Here is an 18,074-nt window from a genome sequence, read left to right as displayed (position 1 = left end):
GCCAGTCTGGGAAGGACCCCGCGGGTCCCGCGCGTTCGGCGTCAGTTGGACCTCGCTCAGTTCGACCCTGCCACCTTGGGCTGCTGCTCTTCGTACATCAGCAGCGGCGGTGCGTCGCCGGTGATCGTGTTCTCGTCGATCACCACCTTCTGCACGCCCTTGTAGTTGGGCAGGTCGTACATGACGTCCATCAGCGATTGTTCGAGGATCGAACGCAGGCCGCGGGCGCCCGTCTTGCGACGGATCGCCTTGCGCGCGATGGCCGACAGCGCACCCGGACGAATCTCGAGTTCCACGCCTTCCATCGCCAGCAGCTTCTGGTACTGCTTGACCAGCGCGTTCTTGGGCTCGACCAGGATCTGCATCAGCGCGGCCTCGTCGAGCTTGGCCAGCGTGGCCACCACGGGCAGACGCCCGATCAGTTCCGGAATCAGACCGAACTTGATCAGGTCTTCCGGCTCGGTCTGAGGCAGGACTTCGCTGACTTCGCGCTCTTCCTTGCTCTGGACCTGGGCGTCGAAGCCGATACCGGTCTTGTCCGAACGCTGCATGATGACCTTTTCCAGGCCATCGAACGCACCGCCGCAGATGAACAGGATGTTCGTCGTGTCCACCTGCAGGAAGTCCTGGTTCGGATGCTTGCGGCCACCCTGCGGCGGCACCGACGCCATCGTGCCTTCGATCAGCTTCAGCAGCGCCTGCTGCACACCCTCGCCCGACACGTCGCGCGTGATCGACGGGTTGTCCGACTTGCGCGAGATCTTGTCGATTTCGTCGATGTAGACGATGCCGCGCTGTGCCTTCTCGACCTCGTAGTTGCAGTTCTGCAGCAGCTTCTGGATGATGTTCTCGACGTCCTCGCCCACGTAGCCGGCTTCGGTCAGCGTGGTGGCGTCGGCAATCACGAACGGCACGTTCAGCAGGCGCGCCAGCGTCTGGGCGAGCAGCGTCTTGCCCGAGCCCGTGGGCCCGATCAGCAGGATGTTGCTCTTCGACAGCTCGACATCGTCCTTCTTGCCGAGGTGTTTCAGACGCTTGTAATGGTTGTACACCGCGACGGCCAGAATCTTCTTGGCCTGTTCCTGACCGATGACGTACTGGTCAAGGCTTTCGCGGATTTCGTGGGGCGTGGGCAGATCAGAACGGGTGACCGCGGCGGCGTCCTTGTCGGTCGCGGCGGCCTCGTCACGGATGATCTCGTTGCACAGGTCGATGCATTCGTCGCAAATGAACACCGACGGGCCCGCGATCAGCTTCTTCACCTCGTGCTGGCTCTTGCCGCAGAACGAGCAGTAAAGAAGTTTCTCGCTGGATGAACCTTTTTTGTCCGCCATAGGAATCAGTCACATTAGCCGTGTCGTCCCGCCAGGTCCGAGACCGGGCGGGAAACGCATTAAACGCATCATACGCCAAAACAATTGGCGCAGTCGGCGGCATCCCCTGCATGTGGGGCAAAACGCAAAAACGAGGCGTACAGCCTCGTTCCGGTGTAGCCTTCGTCATTTGGGACGACGAGAGACTCAAGCGGCAGGTCACCGGCGGGCCGGTCACCGCCCGGACACTTCCGAGTGGAGCGTCCGGACTGATGTGCCGACACACCGGCCGGATTTCAACCGCGGCGCGTGATCACCTTGTCGATCAGGCCGTAGTCCACCGCCTGGTCGCCACTCATGAAATTGTCGCGGTCGGTGTCCCGGGCGATCTTTTCCACGGGCTGGCCGGTCACTTCGGACAGGATGCTGTTCAAGCGCTCGCGCAGGTACAGGATCTCGCGGGCCTGGATCTCGATGTCCGACGCCTGGCCACGCGCGCCGCCCAGCGGCTGGTGGATCATGATGCGGGAATTCGGCAGCGCGCTGCGCTTGCCCTTGGCGCCGGCGGCCAGCAGGAAGGCGCCCATGCTCGCGGCCATGCCCATGCAGAGCGTCTGCACGTCGGGCTTGATGAACTGCATCGTGTCGTAGATCGCCAGGCCGGCCGAAACGGAACCGCCGGGCGAGTTGATGTACAGCGACACATCCTTGTCCGGGTTCTCGCTTTCCAGGAACAGCAACTGGGCCACGACGAGGTTGGCGGTCTGGTCGTTGACCTCGCCCACCATGAAGATCACACGTTCCTTGAGCAGGCGCGAGTAGATGTCATACGCGCGCTCGCCCCGGCCGGACTGCTCGACAACCATCGGCACCAGTCCGAGACCCTGGGTCTCCAGGGCGGAAGCCTGCGTGGTGGCGAGACGATCAAGCAAATCATTGCGGGTCATGCAGGTTCTCCAGATATTCAGGAATGGCGCCAACCGACCAGCGCGCGAGGCCGGCTGGCGTCGACCGGTGCCGCGCGCCTGGCGCGGCCGCCGGTCAGGCCCGACCTCAGGCTTGCTCGGGCGCGGCGGTGAGTTCCTCGAACGACACCGACTTGTCCGAAACCTTGGCCTTGTCGCACACGAAATTTACCACGTTGTTTTCGAGCACGTAGGCTTCCATCTCGGCCAGGCGCTGCTGGTCGCCGTAGTACCAGCGCATGACTTCCTTCGGGTCCTCGTAGCTCTTGGCAAAGTCCTCGATCTCGGCCTTGACCTGGTCCGGCTTGGCTTCCAGGCCGTTGGCCTTGACGATCTCGGCCAGGATCAGACCCAGCTTCACGCGGCGCTCGGCCTGCTGGGCGAACATCTCGGCCGGAATGGGCATGTCCTTGGCGTTCGGCATGCCGCGTTGCTCCAGGTCGCGGCGGGCCATTTCCACCAGGCGCTCCTGGTCCTGCTCGATCAGGGCCTTCGGCACGTCCAGCTCGCTCACCTTCAGCAGCGCTTCCATGACCTGGTCCTTCAGCATGGCGTGCGTGCGGCGCTTGACTTCGCGCTCCAGGTTCTCGCGGATGTCGGCGCGCATCTTTTCCACGCTGCCGTCGGCGATGCCGAGCGACTTGGCGAACGCATCGTCCACTTCCGGCAGGTGCGCCCACTCCACCTTCTTCAGCGTGATGGTGAACTCGGCGGTCTTGCCGGCCACTTCCTTGCCGTGGTAGTCCTCGGGGAACGTCAGCGGGAACGTCTTGGCCTCGCCTTCCTTCAGGCCCAGCGTGGCTTGCTCGAACTCGGGCAGCATGCGGCCTTCGCCCAGCACGTACACGAAGTCCTCGGCCTTGCCGCCGGCGAACTCGACGCCGTCGATCTTGCCGACGAAGTCGATGGTCACGCGGTCGCCGTTCTGGGCGGCCACTTCGCTGCCGCCGTCGCCGTGGGCGCCGGCTTCGCCGCGGTGGTGGTAGTGCACGCGCTGCTTGCGCAGGATGTCGACGGTCTTGTCGATCTCGGCGTCGCCGATTTCGGTCTTGGTGCGGGTCACCTCGGCGGCCGACAGGTCACCGATCTTGACTTCCGGATACACCTCGAACGTGGCCTCGAAGGCCACCTCGTCGTCGGCCACGCCTTCGGTCTTGATGTCGAACTTCGGCTGACCGGCCACCTTCACGTCCTGGGCCTGGGTGATGTCGAAGAACTTGCGGGCAGCCTTGTCGAAGCGCACTTCGAATTCCACCTGCTGGCCGTATTGCTTCTCGACCATCTTCATCGGCACCTTGCCCGGGCGGAAGCCGGACATTTTCACGGTCTTCGACAGACGAGCCAGGCGCTCCTGGGTTTCCTTCTGCACTTCGGCCTTGGGGATAGCCAGGGTTACCTTGCGGTCCAGCTTGCCGAGGTTTTCAATGACGTTCGACATGGTCGTTAATCCAATCCAGAAATAGTTGTTGTCAGCGCCACCGCCTGCGCGCCTGCCGCCCGGCCGCGGCCGGTGCTCGCGAGCGGAGGTCTCCGCGCAAACGGAAAACGCGGATTATCGCACGGTTTTGGTTCGGTTCCGGCAGTTTTTACCCTAGTCAGTCATCATCCGGCTCCGCATCCGGCCCCGCCGCGCCAGCCACCTGCCCATGGCGCAGCGCGCGCAGCAGCAGCCGTGCGGGGTCGATGGCGTCGGCCAGGTCCGCCTCCAGCGGCAGCGGTTCGCCTTCGATCTGGCACGCCACCAGTTCCGCACCCAGCGCAGCCCATGTGAGGCCGCGCGACGCATAGGCAAGGGCCGCGTAGAGGCCCGGCAGGCGCGGCACGTCGCGCAGGTGGGCGCCGCGCAGCGATGCGGCATGGTCGCGCACCTGACTGACGTCGGGCAGGCGTCCGATCAGCGGCAGGCGGTTGTGCGTCACCGTGCGCACGCCCACATAGCCGTGCAGCGTGGCGGGATCGATGGCGGACAGCCCGGCGGCCTGCCCGGGCAGCAGCCCGGCCAGCCGGGCGAGGTTGGCGGCGTGGACGGCGGCGCTTTCTACCAGCGGACCGTCGTCGGGCTCGTAGCTCGACCCGACGCGCGCCCCGCCCGCCTCGCCACGGGGCAGCAGGTAGCCGGCACCGGTGACGACACAGTCGGGCCAGCCGCCCAGTGCCTGCACCTGCCCCGCGTCGAGGTCGGTCAGTTGTCCGCGCACCCGGCGCAGCGCCAGCAGGTGATCCGGCAGCAGCGACTCGGCCTCGTGGGCATTGGCCAGCACCAGTACGGGCGCGCTGGCCAGCACCGCGCCGGCCGCGTCCATCACCTGCCACTGGCCGTCACGATGTTCGATGCCCGCCACGCGGCAGCCGAAGCGCGCGTCGAGCCGGTCGCCGGCCGCCGCGAGCTGCGCGCGGCAGATGTCCGGCGGCGCCACCCAGCCACCCTGCGGAAACCAGAGCCCCCCGCGCGGCACCGGCGCGCCATGCTCACGGGCGGCCTCTTCCGCCGACATCCAGCGCACGAACGATTCGGGAAACCCCAGCGCGTCCAGCGCGGCCCCCTGCGCCGCATGGTCGGCGTCATCCTCGCCGATCTGGAGCACGCCGCAGCCGTGCCAGTCCACCGGATGGCCGGCCTCCGCCAGCGCCTGCCACGCGCGCAGCGCATGCAGGTTGCCGGCGCGCGACAGTCGCGACAGCAGGCTGTCATCGGCGGATACGTGCGCGTGCATCGCCGCTGCCCGGTGACCGGACGTCTGCCGCGCCGGCCCCGCGTGGGCGTCGAACAGCGTCACGCGCCAGCCGCGCGCGGCCAGCCGCTCGGTGACGGCACAGCCCGCCAGCCCGGCGCCGATGACGATCGCATGGCGCGTCGGCCATTGGGCGGGCTCGGGCGGCGCGTGCCGGCGATTCTTCCAGGCCGGCGCAAAGCGGGCCACGGTCATGTCCCGCTTACCGCCAAAGCCCGGCGCCTTGCTGACATCGAAACCGGCCGCCTGCAGGCCCCGGCGCACGAAACCCGCGGCCGTATAGGTCGCCAGCGTGGCGCCGATGCGCGCCAGCCGGCCCAGGCCGCGGAATACAGTATCCGACCACATATCGGCATTGCGTGCCGGCGAGAAGCCGTCCAGATAGAACGCGTCGGCGCCGGCCACGAGCTTCGGCAGCAGCGCCTGCACATCGCCAAACGCAAGCGTCAGCGTGACCGCGCCGTCGTCGAACGTCAGGCGATGGAGCCCCGGCAGCGCGTCGGGCCACTGTGCTTGCAGAATCTGCGCCAGCGGCACGAGATTGCCCAGGCCGGCATGCAACTGGGCCAGCCCGTCGCGCGTAAACGGGTGCTTTTCAATGGAAACGAAGTGCAGGCGGCGGCAGCGGTGGGGATCGTCGCGCCACGCCTGCCACGTGGCCAGGAAGTTCAGCCCCTGCCCGAAGCCGGTTTCGACGATGACAAACTGCTCGCGCCCGGCCCAGTTGCCGGGCAGGCCGTTGCCGCCCAGGAACACGTGCCGCGCCTGCGCCAGGCTGCCGGCGGAGCTGTGGTAGACATCGTCGTACGTTGGGGAATACGGGACGCCCTGGTCGGAAAGCACGGGCGCGGCGGACTCGATGGCACGCGGCATGATGATCGGGAATACGGCCGGAAATGGCGGCGGATGGTAGCATAGCGCCCTTCGCGCCAACCGCCCGCCGGGCCTTGTTCCACCTAAGTTTGCGCGCCGTCATCCCGCCTTGCCATGCTCAGTTATCGTCACGCCTTTCACGCCGGCAATCACGCCGATGTCCTCAAGCACGCCGTGGTCGTCCAGTTGCTGGACTACCTGACGCAGAAGGACAAGCCGTTCTGGTATGTCGATACCCACGCCGGCGCCGGCCTCTACGCGCTGGACCACGCCTACGCCCAGAAGAAATCGGAGTTCGAGACCGGAATCGGCCCGCTCTGGCGCGCCCGTGCGAGCGGGCAGCCGCTGCCGGACATGCTGGAGGCGTACCTGGATCAGGTGCGCGAACTGAACCCCGATGGCAGCCTGAAGCACTACCCCGGCTCGCCGTGGCTGGCCTGGCAGATGCTGCGCGACGCCGACCGGCTGCGCCTGTTCGAACTGCACAGCACCGAGATCCAGGTGCTGCGCGACAACTTCCGCGGCGCCGGCCGCAAGGTCATGCTCTACGACGGCGACGGCTTCAATGGCATCCGGGCCATCCTGCCGCCGCCGCCCCGCCGCGCGCTGGTGCTGATCGATCCGTCCTACGAGGACAAGCAGGACTACGCACGCACGCTGGACACGCTGAAGGCCGGGCTGGAGCGCTTTGCCACCGGCGTCTATGCGATCTGGTACCCGGAAGTCCAGCGGCGGGAATCGGTGCAACTGCCGGCGCAGCTCAAGCGCCTGCCGCTCAAGAGCTGGCTGCACGTGACGCTGACCGTCAAGCATCCGGTGGAAGGCGGCCTGGGGCTGCACGGCAGCGGCATGTTCGTGGCCAATCCGCCGTGGACGCTCAAGGCCGCGCTGGAAGCGGCGATGCCGGTGCTGGTCGACCTGCTCGGCCAGGACGCCGGCGCGCAGTTCACGCTCGAATCGCTCGATAACTGAGCATCAGCCCGATGGCGATGCCGAGGCTGTCGGCCAGCAGGTCCGGCCACGAGGCGTCGCGGTAGCTGGTCAGCGATTGCAGGATCTCGATCAGCCCGCCATAGGCCACCAGCCCCACGATCACCGGCCACACCCGCCCCGGCCAGCTACGCACGCCCAGCGCGGCCAGCACGCCGAAGGCCAGCATGTGGTTGGTCTTGTCCCAGCCCGTGGTGGGCTCGGGGATGTCCGGCGGCAGCAACGACAGCACTAGCACGGCCAGCGCGCAGAGGCCGAACAGCAGCCGGAAATGGTTGGAAGTCAGACGGGGCACCGGGCGAGCGTGAAGGAACGATGGCAGCGAGCATCGTACAGGACCGCGGCTGGGTCTGTGCCGCAGGCCACAGTCGCGTGTAGGACCGCGCCCGATACAAGGGCCGGCCGCGCCGCCCGACACTTGTGCATCGGATCCTCAATGGGAGATGCATCATGGCCGACAACATCCATGTAGTGCCCACCGAGCGCAACGGCTGGGCCGTCGAAGTCGAAGGCACGGACGGCGCCACGTCCCACTACCCGTCCCAGGAAGAAGCCATCGCGGCCGGCATGGAAAAGGCCAGGCAAGACCGCGTCGAACTGGTCATCCATGGCCCCGACGGCGAGATTCAGGAGCGCAATGATTTCAGTTGAGGGGTAGAACCAAGTTCCGCCGCGAGATAGTCCGCCGTCACGCTCGCGGTGGACGTCGCGATGGCGGCGGGCGGGCCGCTTGCCACGATCCGCCCCCCTTGGTCGCCGGCGCCGGGGCCGATGTCGATGACCCAGTCCGCCTGCGCCACCACCCGCATGTCGTGTTCCACCACGACCACCGTGTTCCCGGCGTCCACCAGTCGCTGCAACTGCATCATCAGCCGATCCACATCGGCGGGATGCAAGCCGTTGGTGGGCTCGTCGAGCACGTAAAGCGTGTCGCCCCGCTGCGTGCGCTGCAGCTCGGTGGCCAGCTTGATCCGCTGCGCCTCGCCGCCCGATAGTTCCGTGGCCGGCTGCCCCAGGCGCAGATAGCCAAGCCCGATATCGCGCAAAGCCGTCAGGGCGCGCATCGCCGGCGCCTCGTCGGCAAAGAATGCGCAGGCCGCGTCGACGGTCAGGTCCAGCACCTCGGCGATGTTCCGGCCCTGCCACAGGATCTCCAGCGTCTGCGGGCGATAGCGCGTGCCGTGGCATGCCGAGCACGGCGCGTAGACACTTGGCAGGAACAGCAGCTCCACGCTGACGAACCCTTCCCCCTCGCATGTCGGGCAGCGGCCCTGCGCAACGTTGAACGAGAAACGGCCGGCCGTGAAGCGACGTTTGCGCGCGGCGGGCGTGGCGGCGAACAGCTTGCGGATATGGTCGAAGAGCCCGGTGTACGTCGCCAGGTTGGAACGGGGCGTGCGGCCGATGGGTTTCTGGTCCACGCGCACCAGCCTGCGCACCGATTCCATGCCCCCCGCGATGCGGCCTTCGGTCGGCGCGTCGGTCACCGCGAACAGCGGGTCGCGGTCGTCCTCGGCATCGGTGTCGTCGGTACGGCCCAGGTGCCGGTTGACGAGTTCGGGCAGCGCCTGGCTGATCAGGCTCGACTTGCCCGACCCCGAAACGCCGGTCACCGCCGTGAAGGCGCCCAGCGGGATATCCACATCCACCCGATGGAGGTTGTTGCGCGAGACGTGGGCCAGCTTGAGCCACCCCGCCGGCGCCCGGGGCGCGCGCGCCGCCTGCTCCGGCGGGCCGAACAGGTAGGCCGCGGTGCGCGAGTCCGCGATACCGGCAAGGCCGTCCGGCGGGCCGCTGTACAGCACGCGTCCGCCATGCTCGCCGGCGGCGGGCCCGACATCGACGATCCAGTCGGCCTGGCGCATGGTCCGCGTATCGTGCTCGACGACGAACAGCGAGTTGCCGGCGGCCTTCAGGCGGCGCAGCGCCACCAGCAGCGCCTCGCCGTCGGCGGGATGCAGCCCGGCCGAGGGTTCGTCGAGCACATAGACCACGCCGAACAGCTGCGACGAAATCTGCGTGGCCAGCCGCAGCCGCTGCAGTTCGCCCGAAGACAGCGTGGGGGTACTGCGATCGAGCGACAGGTAGCCCAGGCCCAGATCGATCAGCGTGGACAAGCGCTCGATCAACTCGTCCGCGATGCGTTGCGCCGCCAGCCGCTTCTCTTCGGACAGGTTCGGCGTCCGCCGCACGTCGGGGGCCGCCTTGTGGGCCGAGCCGCCGGCCGCCACGCGTCGTGCCGTATCCGCGCGGGCGGCCTTGCGGCTCAGCACGGCCCCGCCGGCATCGCCCTGCCCCGGCACCTCGCCTTGCGCGATGGGGCGCATGAGTTCGGCCACGCGGGCCAGCGGCAGGCGGGTGAATTCGCCGATGTCCAGGCCGGCGAACGTCACCGACAGCGCCGCCTTCTTGAGCCGCTTGCCGTGGCACGCCGGGCAGTCGCGCCCGATCATGTACTGCGCCACGCGCTTCTTCATCAGCGGGCTCTGCGTGGTGGCAAAGGTCTGCAGGACGTAGCGCCGGGCGCCGGTAAACGTCCCCTGGTAGCTCGGCTCCAGCTTGCGCTTCAGCGCGGCACGCACCTCGCGTGGCGTGAATCCGGCGTACACCGGGACGGTCGGTTGTTCATCGGTGAAGAGGATCCAGTCGCGGTCCTTCTTCGGCAGGTCGCGCCAAGGCGTATCGACGTCGTAGCCGAGCGTCACCAGGATGTCGCGCAGGTTTTGGCCGTGCCACGCGGGCGGCCACGCGGCCACCGCGCGCTCCCGAATGGTCAGCGAGTCGTCGGGCACCATCGACTGCTCGGTGACATCGTAGATGCGGCCAAGCCCGTGACATTCCGGGCAGGCGCCCTCGACGGTATTGGGCGAGAAATCCTCGGCGTAGAGCATCGGCTGCCGTGCGGGATAGGTTCCGGCGCGCGAATACAGCATGCGCACCAGGCTCGACAGCGTGGTAACGCTGCCCACCGTCGATCGCGCGTTGGGCGTGCCGCGCTGCTGCTGCAGCGCCACAGCGGGGGGCAGGCCCTCGATGCTGTCGACATCCGGCACGCCCACCTGATCGATCAGCCGCCGCGCGTACGGCGCGACGGATTCGAAGTAGCGCCGCTGGGCCTCGGCGTAGAGCGTGCCGAAGGCCAGCGAAGACTTGCCCGAGCCGGAAACGCCCGTGAACACCACCAGCGCATTGCGCGGGATATCGACGGCCACGTCCTTGAGGTTGTGCTCGCGCGCGCCGCGTACCCGGACGAAGTTGTCCAGTGCCGGCGGCACGTCTGGCGCCTCCGGAGCGGAACGGTCCTTCAGCCGGGGGGGTCTCAAATCGTCACGCATGTGCGCCTCTGCTTGTTTAGGTTGCCGGCGGCTGGCTTGCGCACGGTTCTTGGCGCCAAGCCGCAGGAAGCGTGCCAGAGGCGACTTTCACCTGTCCGCTATCTCCAACGCAGCCCCAAAATAATAAAAATCACGCTTCTGCCAGAAAAGAAGTGCACGGATTCTCATTTCTGCAACCAAATCCGCCTAGTTCTGCGTGTGTACGGCGAACAAGGGACTTGATCCATTTGGATGAGGACGCCGGACTACAAAACCACGGTTAATGAACCTTGGCGCGCGCCGTGCAAATCCACTTCATCTATCTGACCGAGGCAAAATCTGCATGTGCAGGTTAGAGGGTGGCCCGGTCTGTGCGCGAAGTAACAGATAGGTTGCGTTTTCACAGCGCGTGACCGACTCGTCCTGCCGCCTCCGAAATTCATCAGATGGTTATTGTCGGCGCACTTCGCGCCCTCCGCTGTGGCGTTGGCGGCCGATTAGCGTATCGCCCGGCACGCACTGGCGGGTGACAGCAGGTTGCACGCCTGCAACCTTTGTCCGGAAACGCGAACGATGCGGTGCTTGCCGCCGGTGCGCCCCCGCCCAAGTGTTCAGGGATTGCGCCCTGCTGGCACATACATCGCTCTCTCCATCCGTCCGCATCGGTGAACCGTCAACGCCTCTGCGGGCCGACGAATCGATACGAGGGGAGAGAGCCGACATGCGCAGAAAAGTCCTCGCCGTATTTGGGACCCGGCCTGAAGCCATCAAAATGGCGCCGCTGGTCCACCGCATCAAGGCTGCCAGCGATTTCGAGCTGCGAATCTGCGTGACCGGCCAGCACCGGCATATGTTGGACCAAGTGCTGCGGCTGTTCGACATCGTCCCCGATTTCGACCTGAACGTGATTACCCAGGGCCAGACACTGGCCGGCATTACCACGCGGGTCCTGAACGGGGTGCACGAAGTGCTCGACAGATTCCAGCCCGAAGTCGTGCTGGTGCATGGCGATACCACGACAACCCTGGCCGCCACGTTCGCGTCGTTCTATCGAAACGTTGCGGTGGGCCATGTCGAAGCCGGCTTGCGCACGGGCGATCTGCGCGCGCCCTGGCCCGAGGAGATGAACCGCCGCGTCACGGACGTGATGGCGTCCTGGCACTTCGCGCCCACGCAGCAGGCCATGGACACGCTGGTACGCGAAGGCGTGGATCCCGCCCGTATTCGCCTGACGGGCAACACGGGGATCGATGCGCTGCTGAACGTCAAGCAACGCCTGGAGGCCGATGCCGAGATGCAGCGCAGCATGGCCGACCTGTATCCGTTTCTCGATCCCGACCGCAGCCTGATTCTGGTGACCGGTCATCGACGGGAAAACTTCGGCGCGCCTTTCGAGCGGCTCTTCACCGCGCTGCGCACACTGGTGGATCGCAATCCCGACATTCAGATCGTCTATCCCGTTCACCTGAATCCGCGCGTGCGCGAGCCGGTGCACGCCATCTTGTCCGGGCACCCCGATATCCATCTGATCGAGCCGCAGGAATACGTGCCATTTGTCTATCTGATGTCCCGCGCACGGCTGATCGTCACCGATTCCGGCGGGATTCAGGAGGAAGCTCCGGCATTGGGCAAGCCGGTGCTGGTCACCCGGGATACCACCGAGCGGCCGGAGGCCGTCGCGGCCGGCACGGCGCGGCTGGTGGGCACTGATCCGGCTCGCCTGATCGCGGCAGCGGAACTGCTGCTGCACGATCCCGATGAATACGCCTGCATGTCTCGCGCCCATAACCCGTTTGGCGACGGGCGCGCGAGCGAACGCATCGTCCACGCGCTGCAAGGCAAGCGCGAGTTCAAGGCGGCAGGAATGGGGCAGCTGGCCGCTGTCGCGAGTTAGTAGCCGGTGGATCTGCCCGCGACGGGTATGCCCGACGCGCGCGCAGCACGCCGTCTTCGCAGGAGTACGGATATGAAACGCAGTGAAGGGAAATCCCGTTGGATGCGGCCGGCAGTCAGCGTTGCCACGCTGCTCGCTATCGGCCTGTCTGCCGTCCCGGCTTCGGCCGCGACCTTGTCGTCAGAGGCGACCGCGGTGTCGGCGAACGCGCCGCTGTATCTTCCCGCGAGCCCCAGGGACCCTGGCGGCCTCCTCGGTTATGACCACGACTATCAGATCGACCTGAACTACGAGGCGCACGACCACGGCCAGAACAAGAAGGACATGGACAAGCTGAAGACCAAGAAGCCGAAGAAGGCGGTGACCGGACCGAAGGTCAAGGCAGGCACCTACACCCTGGCCCCAGCGCCCGAGGCCGAAGTGGAGCCTGAAATCAAATGAACCGGCGTCTGCGACAGGACGCGCCATGTGCGCCTCCCGTCCGTCCCGCAATCTTCCGCTGGGAGAAGGCCATGCCCTGCAAACCACAACTCATCTTTCGGCAATGCCGCGACTGGATCGTCCGGTTGCTGGCGACGCTCGCGCTTGCGCTGCCGACGATCGTTTTTGCAGCGACCAATCAGATTGGATTGCTGTTGCCCGATGGCTTTCCGTTGCCGGACCCGCGCGTGTCCGCCTGGCTCGACGCCGCCCAGGAAGAGGGCCTGAAAATCACCGTCATCAACGACGCACAGGTCCAGCAGGGCATCACGACCGCCCAGTTCTCCGGCGTGATCCTGCCTGACCAGGTACACGTGAATGCCAGCGACGCGCTGATTGCCGCGCTGGAAACCTACGCCAGCCAGGGCGGCAACCTGATGCTGGTCTACGATTTCGGCGCACTGACGACCACCGGGTTCTACGCGTCGCCACGCAGTCGGCTCAGCAACCTGGCCGGCGTCGACTACGTGCTCTATGACCAGTTGCTCGGCAACATGATCGGGTTGGGACCGATCGTGGGCCTGAGCAGTACGTTACGTACCATCCAGGTCCCGCCGGGAAAGTCGATGGTCTGGACGGCGTCCAATTCGGACCCTGTCGAGGGGATTTCCGGATACGTCTACGGCTTTCTCACGTATCCCAGCTTCGTGACGCAAGGCGCCTACACCGGCACGGCGCTGATGACATCGCCCAACTTCGGGCTCGTGGTCGGGCTGCGCAGCTTTGGCTCGGGTCGGGTGCTGTTCGTGAACACGCCGCTGTCCTATCTGAAGGGCCAGACCGACGGCATGCTGATGCACGGCCTGCTGCGGTACTTCGGCGCCAACCTGATGAAAATGCCGCGGCTGTCGGCGCAACCCAAGGCGCTCGGCGGGCTGGTACTGAACATGCACTTCTGCGCGGGCGACCAGATCGCGCCGGCCTACACGATGAAGAACTGGGGCGTCTTCAACAAGGGCCCGTTCTCGATCTCGATCACGGCCGGGCCGGACAAGATCGCCGTCGGCGACGCCAAGGGCGTCAACCTGTCGCAGAACGCGAGTGCCCAGCAGCTTGTGCAGTACCTGGTGCTGAAAGGACACAAGGTAGGCAGCCATGGCGGATGGATGCATGATTTCTGGGGCGCCAACGCCAGCGAGACCAACCAGTCGACGTTCGAGCAGTACCTGGTCATGAACCGGCAGAGCGTGGATGGCGTGACCGGCCAGGCGTCGAAGGGGTATGCCGCGCCGGAGGGCAATACGCCCAAATGGTCGGTCAACTGGCTCGAAGCCCAGGGCACGAGCGCCTACTACTTCCTGGGCCATACGGGCTTGGGGCCCACGCGCAGTTACCGCGATGGCACGCTCACGAACGAAGCCATCCGCGCCTTTCCGGTCATGCCGTTTGGCCAGAACGCCACCTTCGAAGAGTTCAGCGAGTTCAACGTCCCGGCCGCCGACATCACCGCCTGGTATCGCAAGCTGATCGACTTCGTGGCCCAGAACCGCACGGGGCGGCTGATCTACCTGCATCCGCTTGGCGCGGTGGGCTACCAGTCAGTGCTCAACTCGATGTTCAACCGCGCCGCGACGCAAGCATCGAACGGCCGCTTCCGCTGGTACACGATGGAAGCGCTGGGCGACTTCAGCCAACGGCGTCAGCAAACGAGCTGGCAGGCCACGGACCTGGGCAACGCCTGGACGATCCAGGCAAGCCACCCTACCGACCTTAGCGACATGGCCTGGGTGCTCCCGCGCAACGCGTACACCCAGCCCGTCATCACCCAGGGATTTGGCATTGTCACGTGGGACGGCAACAACTGGATCGTGACGGCCGTCAGCGGCACATCGCTGACGTTTATCAGCGGCAAGCTGTAGTGCGCATGCCGGGTCCTCGCATCCGATGCGCGATGCGAGGACTCATCCAACCGGACACCCTGATGCGATTCAACAAGCCTGCCAGACTTCTCACCGCCCGCTGGCCGCTGGCCTTGCTGGGCGTGGTCGTGGCGCTGCTGGCGCTGCCTGTGCAGGCGCTGGAACGCGTCGAGCGTGATAACGGACGCGCACTGGAGGTGGTCGAAGGGACGCCCGTCGACGCCATCTTCCTGACCACCCTGCTGCTGCTGATCGTCGCGCTGGTACTGCTATATGCCGTACGGCACTACCTGTTCACGCTGAACCGCCTGTTCGGCCGGCAGCGCCACCCGTATCTGGATATCGATGTGGCCACCTGGCCCACGCTGACCGTGCTGATCGCCGCGCACAACGAAGAGGCCGTTATCGCCGGCTCGCTGGAGTGCCTGTTGCATGCGGACTATCCCGCCGACCGCATCACCCTCATGCCGGTGAACGATCGCTCCACCGATCGGACGCAAGAGATCATCGATGACTATGTGGCGCGGTATCCGGGCCGCATCACGCCGTTTCACCGGGTCGGCGGCAAGCCGGGCAAGGCCGCCGCACTGAAGGATGCCAGCGCGCTGGTCACCGGCGAGATCGTCGTGGTGTTCGATGCCGACTACCTGCCCCCTGTCGGGCTGCTCAAGCAACTCGTGGCGCCGTTCTTCGATCCCGAGGTCGGCGCGACCATGGGCCGCGTCGTGCCGATGAATCTCGGCCGCAACCTGCTGACGCGCCTGCTGGACCTGGAGCGCTCGGGCGGCTATCAGGTCGACCAGCAAGCCCGCATGAACCTGAACCTCGTGCCGCAGTACGGCGGCACCGTCGGCGGCATTCGCATGCGCGCGCTGGGCAGCGCCGGCGGCTGGCATGACGACGTGCTGGCCGAGGACACGGACCTGACCTACCGGCTGCTGCTGGCGGAGTGGAAGACGGTCTACCAGAACTGGTCCGAGTGCTATGAAGAGGTGCCGGAAACCTGGCCGGTACGGGTGAGGCAGATCATGCGCTGGACCAAGGGCCATAACCAGGCGCTCTATCGCCATGGATGGCGCATGGCGTCGTGCCGGCACCACGGCATCATCGAAAGGATCGACGGCGTCGCGCTGCTGGGCATCTACATGATGGCGCCGCTGATGCTGCTCGGCTGGCTGCTCGCCATCCTGCTCTTCTACTCCGGCGGCCTGGCATTGCTGGGCACGGCCGTCATGCTGTTCGCGCTGATGTCGTACGGCTCCCTGGGGAATTTCGCGGCCTTCTTCGAGATCGCGGCTGCCGTTCACCTGGATGGCAGCCGTGAGCGCATCCGGTTGCTGCCGCTGAACTACTTCGGGTTCCTGGTCAGCATGCTGAGCGTCTCGCGCGCGATCCTCGACCAGATCGTGGTCGATCACTTCCTCGGCCGCGAACTGCGCTGGGACAAGACCGCCCGCTATCGGCAGGGAGGCTGACCATGTGGCCCCTGCTGCTCGCAGGGCTCACCCTGCTGGTATTCACGCTGCCGCTGATGCCCGCGATCATCGAATGGCAACGCCGCAGCGACATCCGCCCGCTGGCCATCGACCCCGACCACACACTCGACGTGGCCGCGGTTGCCGCCGAGTTCCGCGCCATGGTCACGCGCCTGAAGGACTTTCCGGCGCAGGCCGACATGGACGGTACAACCACCTCGCTCGGTCCCATCTCGCACGTCAACGGCAGGTTCGCACTCGACACCACGGACACCGGCGCCGGCCAGTGCCACCAGACGCTGGTGGCCAGCGACGTGCTCGCGCTGCCGAACAGTTATACGTTCACGAAGGCGATCTACGCCCACGATGGGCTACTCACTGGCCAGGACAACGTACTCGAATCATTGATGTCCGATGGCGTGATCGTGCTGGGCCATGGCAGCGCCTTGCGCCGCTGGGCCCACGCGCGCTGCCTGAAGATCGAACCAGAATGCAGCTTGCAAGGGCCTGTCTGCGCCCAGCACGCCATCCTTGTGAATGGCGATTGTTCGTTCACCTCGCTGCGAGCCCCCGTGATCCGCTTTGGCGGGCCCGCGCTTGCCACGGCCGACGACGGCGACGGTCCGAGCGATCCGCCTACACAGACGCATACGGATGCGGTCCAACCGCTCGCTCCCGGCGACGCCCGTGACGGCCGCTGGTTCGTGACGCGCGACCTCACCCTGCCCTCCGGCGGCTCCTACGAGGGCGACCTGATCGTGCACGGCAGCCTGTGGATCGGCACGGGCACGCAGATCGTCGGAAGCGTCAAGGCCAGCGGCCGCATCACCGTGGCGCCACACGTACGCATCGACGGCGCATTGATTGCAGGCGGGGGCATCGCGATCGGCGGATGTTCGCGCATTACCGGGCCGGTCGCGGGCGAGCGCGAGATCGAGGTCGGCCCCGATTGCGTGTTCGGCAGCCCGGCACGGCCCACGACCGTCGTGGCATCGGTCCTGCGGGTGTATCCGGGCACGGTGGCCCACGGCTCGGTCTGTGCGCTGGAAGACGGTAGAGCCATCGCGCCCTGTGTACAACCGCTGATAAACGAGCCCACACCATGAGGATATTGGCCAGCCTTCTCCTGCTTGCCGCCAGCTTGAGCCAGCCTTGCGCCCATGCGGCCGGCGCGGAGTTGACGCTACAGGGCTACCAGCGAGCGGACGGGGCCATCACCACCTACTTCAATGGCGATTCGGTCGACCCCTACTTCGCGTCCAAGGCCCTGCTGGCCGCGCAGGATGCGGGCATCTCCACATCGACGACGGCGCAGCGCTGGATTGCCTGGCTGCTGCCGCGACAGCACCCGGATGGGCGCTTCGACAGGTATTGCATGAAGGGCCAGCAGATGACCAGTTGCCAGTTGGCCGACGCCGACGATGCGCTGATGGCGGCATGGATGGAGTTGCTGGTGCGTTCGGCGCCAAAGAGCGGCTTGCCCCCCGCGTGGCGCGCCAGCTTCGACAAGGCCAGCCAGCATCTGGAGACGCTTCGAAACCCGAAGACGCGCGTGTATCACATCTCCGCGTCGCTACCGGTAGCGCTGCTGATGGATAACGTGGAGGTCTCCAGTGCGTTCAAGGCGGTCGGCCGCTATCGCCAGAGCCAGGGCGACAACGCCGGGGCCGAGGCATGGATGCGCAAGGCCGGGCAACTGGACCGCGACATCCTGAGCGTCTTCTGGCGCGGCGAGGAAGGCTACCTGGTGAGCACGCAGCAGCCCAATACCAATCAGTTCTACCCGGACGCCGTGGCGCAGATCTTCCCGATCCTTGCCGACATCCGGCCCGCCGGCCGCCCGCGCGCTGCCGACTACGGCCTGTGGATGCAGCAGCACCGCATGACGTGGCTGGGCATGTCCGAAGTCGACTACCCGTGGGGACTGGTGGCACTGATCGCCGACAAGATGAACGACAAGGACGCGATTGCCTGCTGGCGGATGCGCTCGGTCCAGTTCCGCCATGGCAGCCACTGGAATGTCCTGGAGGAGGCGCTGTACGTCGCGTTCGAAAAACGCCTGACCCCGGACCAGGCGCTGGCGCCGCCGCCAGCCGGCTTGAAATGCCGTTGAAGGCGGCAGGCAGACGCTGGGCCCGAGGGTCCTGAAGCGACCCCTTGCTCTTGATCGATGGAAACG

Annotated in this window: 14 protein-coding genes; 8 read left to right on the top strand and 6 right to left on the bottom strand. The window is 66.3% G+C overall.

The window, feature by feature from the left end; translation table 11 throughout:
- Positions 1 to 56 precede the first annotated feature (56 nt).
- The 4 genes from clpX to mnmC all read right to left on the bottom strand — a co-directional run bounded on the left by clpX (position 57) and on the right by mnmC (position 5,883).
- Positions 57 to 1,334, bottom strand: coding sequence for an ATP-dependent Clp protease ATP-binding subunit ClpX (gene clpX / locus EPAKOI_RS07020; protein ID WP_124684385.1), 1,278 nt, complete (start codon positions 1,332 to 1,334; stop codon positions 57 to 59).
- A 275-nt stretch (positions 1,335 to 1,609) separates the two neighbouring features.
- On the bottom strand, positions 1,610 to 2,260 hold the full coding sequence (gene clpP, locus EPAKOI_RS07015) for an ATP-dependent Clp endopeptidase proteolytic subunit ClpP (RefSeq protein WP_124684386.1): 651 nt from the start codon (positions 2,258 to 2,260) through the stop codon (positions 1,610 to 1,612).
- Between the two features lie 106 nt (positions 2,261 to 2,366).
- Positions 2,367 to 3,716, bottom strand: coding sequence for a trigger factor (gene tig / locus EPAKOI_RS07010; RefSeq protein WP_124684387.1), 1,350 nt, complete (start codon positions 3,714 to 3,716; stop codon positions 2,367 to 2,369).
- 157 nt (positions 3,717 to 3,873) lie between these two features.
- Positions 3,874 to 5,883: a bifunctional tRNA (5-methylaminomethyl-2-thiouridine)(34)-methyltransferase MnmD/FAD-dependent 5-carboxymethylaminomethyl-2-thiouridine(34) oxidoreductase MnmC gene (gene mnmC / locus EPAKOI_RS07005; RefSeq protein WP_423193360.1), complete on the bottom strand. Its 2,010-nt coding sequence runs from the start codon at positions 5,881 to 5,883 to the stop codon at positions 3,874 to 3,876.
- Between the two features lie 114 nt (positions 5,884 to 5,997).
- Here mnmC and EPAKOI_RS07000 point away from each other — a divergent pair, with 114 nt between their 5' ends.
- Positions 5,998 to 6,855 (top strand): 23S rRNA (adenine(2030)-N(6))-methyltransferase RlmJ, encoded by an 858-nt coding sequence (locus tag EPAKOI_RS07000; RefSeq protein WP_423193359.1) that lies wholly within the window; start codon positions 5,998 to 6,000, stop codon positions 6,853 to 6,855.
- On the opposite strand, the gene EPAKOI_RS06995 is transcribed toward EPAKOI_RS07000, so the two are convergent.
- Positions 6,830 to 7,168 (bottom strand): VanZ family protein, encoded by a 339-nt coding sequence (locus EPAKOI_RS06995; RefSeq protein WP_313837790.1) that lies wholly within the window; start codon positions 7,166 to 7,168, stop codon positions 6,830 to 6,832. The two genes, EPAKOI_RS07000 and EPAKOI_RS06995, sit on opposite strands and share 26 nt — an antisense overlap.
- 155 nt (positions 7,169 to 7,323) lie before the next feature.
- Between EPAKOI_RS06995 and EPAKOI_RS06990 the strand changes: the two genes are divergently transcribed.
- A complete protein-coding gene (locus EPAKOI_RS06990) occupies positions 7,324 to 7,524 on the top strand; it encodes a DUF2188 domain-containing protein (protein ID WP_409559026.1) in 201 nt (66 codons plus the stop codon).
- On the opposite strand, the gene EPAKOI_RS06985 is transcribed toward EPAKOI_RS06990, so the two are convergent.
- Positions 7,500 to 10,208 (bottom strand): excinuclease ABC subunit A, encoded by a 2,709-nt coding sequence (locus tag EPAKOI_RS06985; RefSeq protein ID WP_423193358.1) that lies wholly within the window; start codon positions 10,206 to 10,208, stop codon positions 7,500 to 7,502. The genes EPAKOI_RS06990 and EPAKOI_RS06985 overlap by 25 nt on opposite strands.
- A gap of 700 nt (positions 10,209 to 10,908) precedes the next feature.
- Between EPAKOI_RS06985 and wecB the strand changes: the two genes are divergently transcribed.
- The 6 genes from wecB (at position 10,909) to EPAKOI_RS06955 (ending at position 18,008) form a co-directional block, all read left to right on the top strand.
- Positions 10,909 to 12,081 carry a non-hydrolyzing UDP-N-acetylglucosamine 2-epimerase gene (wecB, locus tag EPAKOI_RS06980; protein ID WP_423193357.1) on the top strand — a complete coding sequence of 391 codons (1,173 nt, stop codon included), beginning with the start codon at positions 10,909 to 10,911 and terminating at the stop codon, positions 12,079 to 12,081.
- 72 nt (positions 12,082 to 12,153) lie between these two features.
- Positions 12,154 to 12,522 (top strand): hypothetical protein, encoded by a 369-nt coding sequence (locus EPAKOI_RS06975; protein WP_423193356.1) that lies wholly within the window; start codon positions 12,154 to 12,156, stop codon positions 12,520 to 12,522.
- A gap of 71 nt (positions 12,523 to 12,593) precedes the next feature.
- On the top strand, positions 12,594 to 14,420 hold the full coding sequence (locus EPAKOI_RS06970) for a hypothetical protein (protein ID WP_423193355.1): 1,827 nt from the start codon (positions 12,594 to 12,596) through the stop codon (positions 14,418 to 14,420).
- A 62-nt stretch (positions 14,421 to 14,482) separates the two neighbouring features.
- Positions 14,483 to 15,895 carry a glycosyltransferase family 2 protein gene (locus EPAKOI_RS06965; protein ID WP_423193354.1) on the top strand — a complete coding sequence of 471 codons (1,413 nt, stop codon included), beginning with the start codon at positions 14,483 to 14,485 and terminating at the stop codon, positions 15,893 to 15,895.
- Positions 15,896 to 15,897: 2 nt separating this feature from the next.
- Positions 15,898 to 17,001, top strand: a complete 1,104-nt coding sequence (locus EPAKOI_RS06960) for a hypothetical protein (protein WP_423193353.1) — start codon at positions 15,898 to 15,900, stop codon at positions 16,999 to 17,001.
- Positions 16,998 to 18,008, top strand: coding sequence for a hypothetical protein (locus EPAKOI_RS06955; protein ID WP_313837796.1), 1,011 nt, complete (start codon positions 16,998 to 17,000; stop codon positions 18,006 to 18,008). Before EPAKOI_RS06960 ends, EPAKOI_RS06955 begins: the two co-directional genes overlap by 4 nt.
- Positions 18,009 to 18,074: the final 66 nt, after the last annotated feature.

Source organism: Cupriavidus sp. H18C2 (assembly GCF_049393795.1).
Taxonomy (GTDB): domain Bacteria; phylum Pseudomonadota; class Gammaproteobacteria; order Burkholderiales; family Burkholderiaceae; genus Cupriavidus; species Cupriavidus pauculus_C.
This window is presented reverse-complemented; position numbering and strand designations above follow the sequence as displayed.

Bases quoted from the DNA above. Each gene is read 5' to 3' on its own strand.
- EPAKOI_RS07000 (WP_423193359.1), top strand. From the start codon at position 5,998: ATGCTCAGTTATCGTCACGCCTTTCACGCCGGCAATCACGCCGATGTC.
- EPAKOI_RS06960 (WP_423193353.1), top strand. From the start codon at position 15,898: ATGTGGCCCCTGCTGCTCGCAGGGCTCACCCTGCTGGTATTCACGCTG.
- EPAKOI_RS06975 (WP_423193356.1), top strand. From the start codon at position 12,154: ATGAAACGCAGTGAAGGGAAATCCCGTTGGATGCGGCCGGCAGTCAGC.
- EPAKOI_RS06970 (WP_423193355.1), top strand. From the start codon at position 12,594: ATGCCCTGCAAACCACAACTCATCTTTCGGCAATGCCGCGACTGGATC.
- tig (WP_124684387.1), bottom strand. From the start codon at position 3,716: ATGTCGAACGTCATTGAAAACCTCGGCAAGCTGGACCGCAAGGTAACC.
- EPAKOI_RS06990 (WP_409559026.1), top strand. From the start codon at position 7,324: ATGGCCGACAACATCCATGTAGTGCCCACCGAGCGCAACGGCTGGGCC.
- wecB (WP_423193357.1), top strand. From the start codon at position 10,909: ATGCGCAGAAAAGTCCTCGCCGTATTTGGGACCCGGCCTGAAGCCATC.
- EPAKOI_RS06985 (WP_423193358.1), bottom strand. From the start codon at position 10,208: ATGCGTGACGATTTGAGACCCCCCCGGCTGAAGGACCGTTCCGCTCCG.
- clpX (WP_124684385.1), bottom strand. From the start codon at position 1,334: ATGGCGGACAAAAAAGGTTCATCCAGCGAGAAACTTCTTTACTGCTCG.
- mnmC (WP_423193360.1), bottom strand. From the start codon at position 5,883: ATGCCGCGTGCCATCGAGTCCGCCGCGCCCGTGCTTTCCGACCAGGGC.
- EPAKOI_RS06965 (WP_423193354.1), top strand. From the start codon at position 14,483: ATGCGATTCAACAAGCCTGCCAGACTTCTCACCGCCCGCTGGCCGCTG.
- EPAKOI_RS06955 (WP_313837796.1), top strand. From the start codon at position 16,998: ATGAGGATATTGGCCAGCCTTCTCCTGCTTGCCGCCAGCTTGAGCCAG.
- clpP (WP_124684386.1), bottom strand. From the start codon at position 2,260: ATGACCCGCAATGATTTGCTTGATCGTCTCGCCACCACGCAGGCTTCC.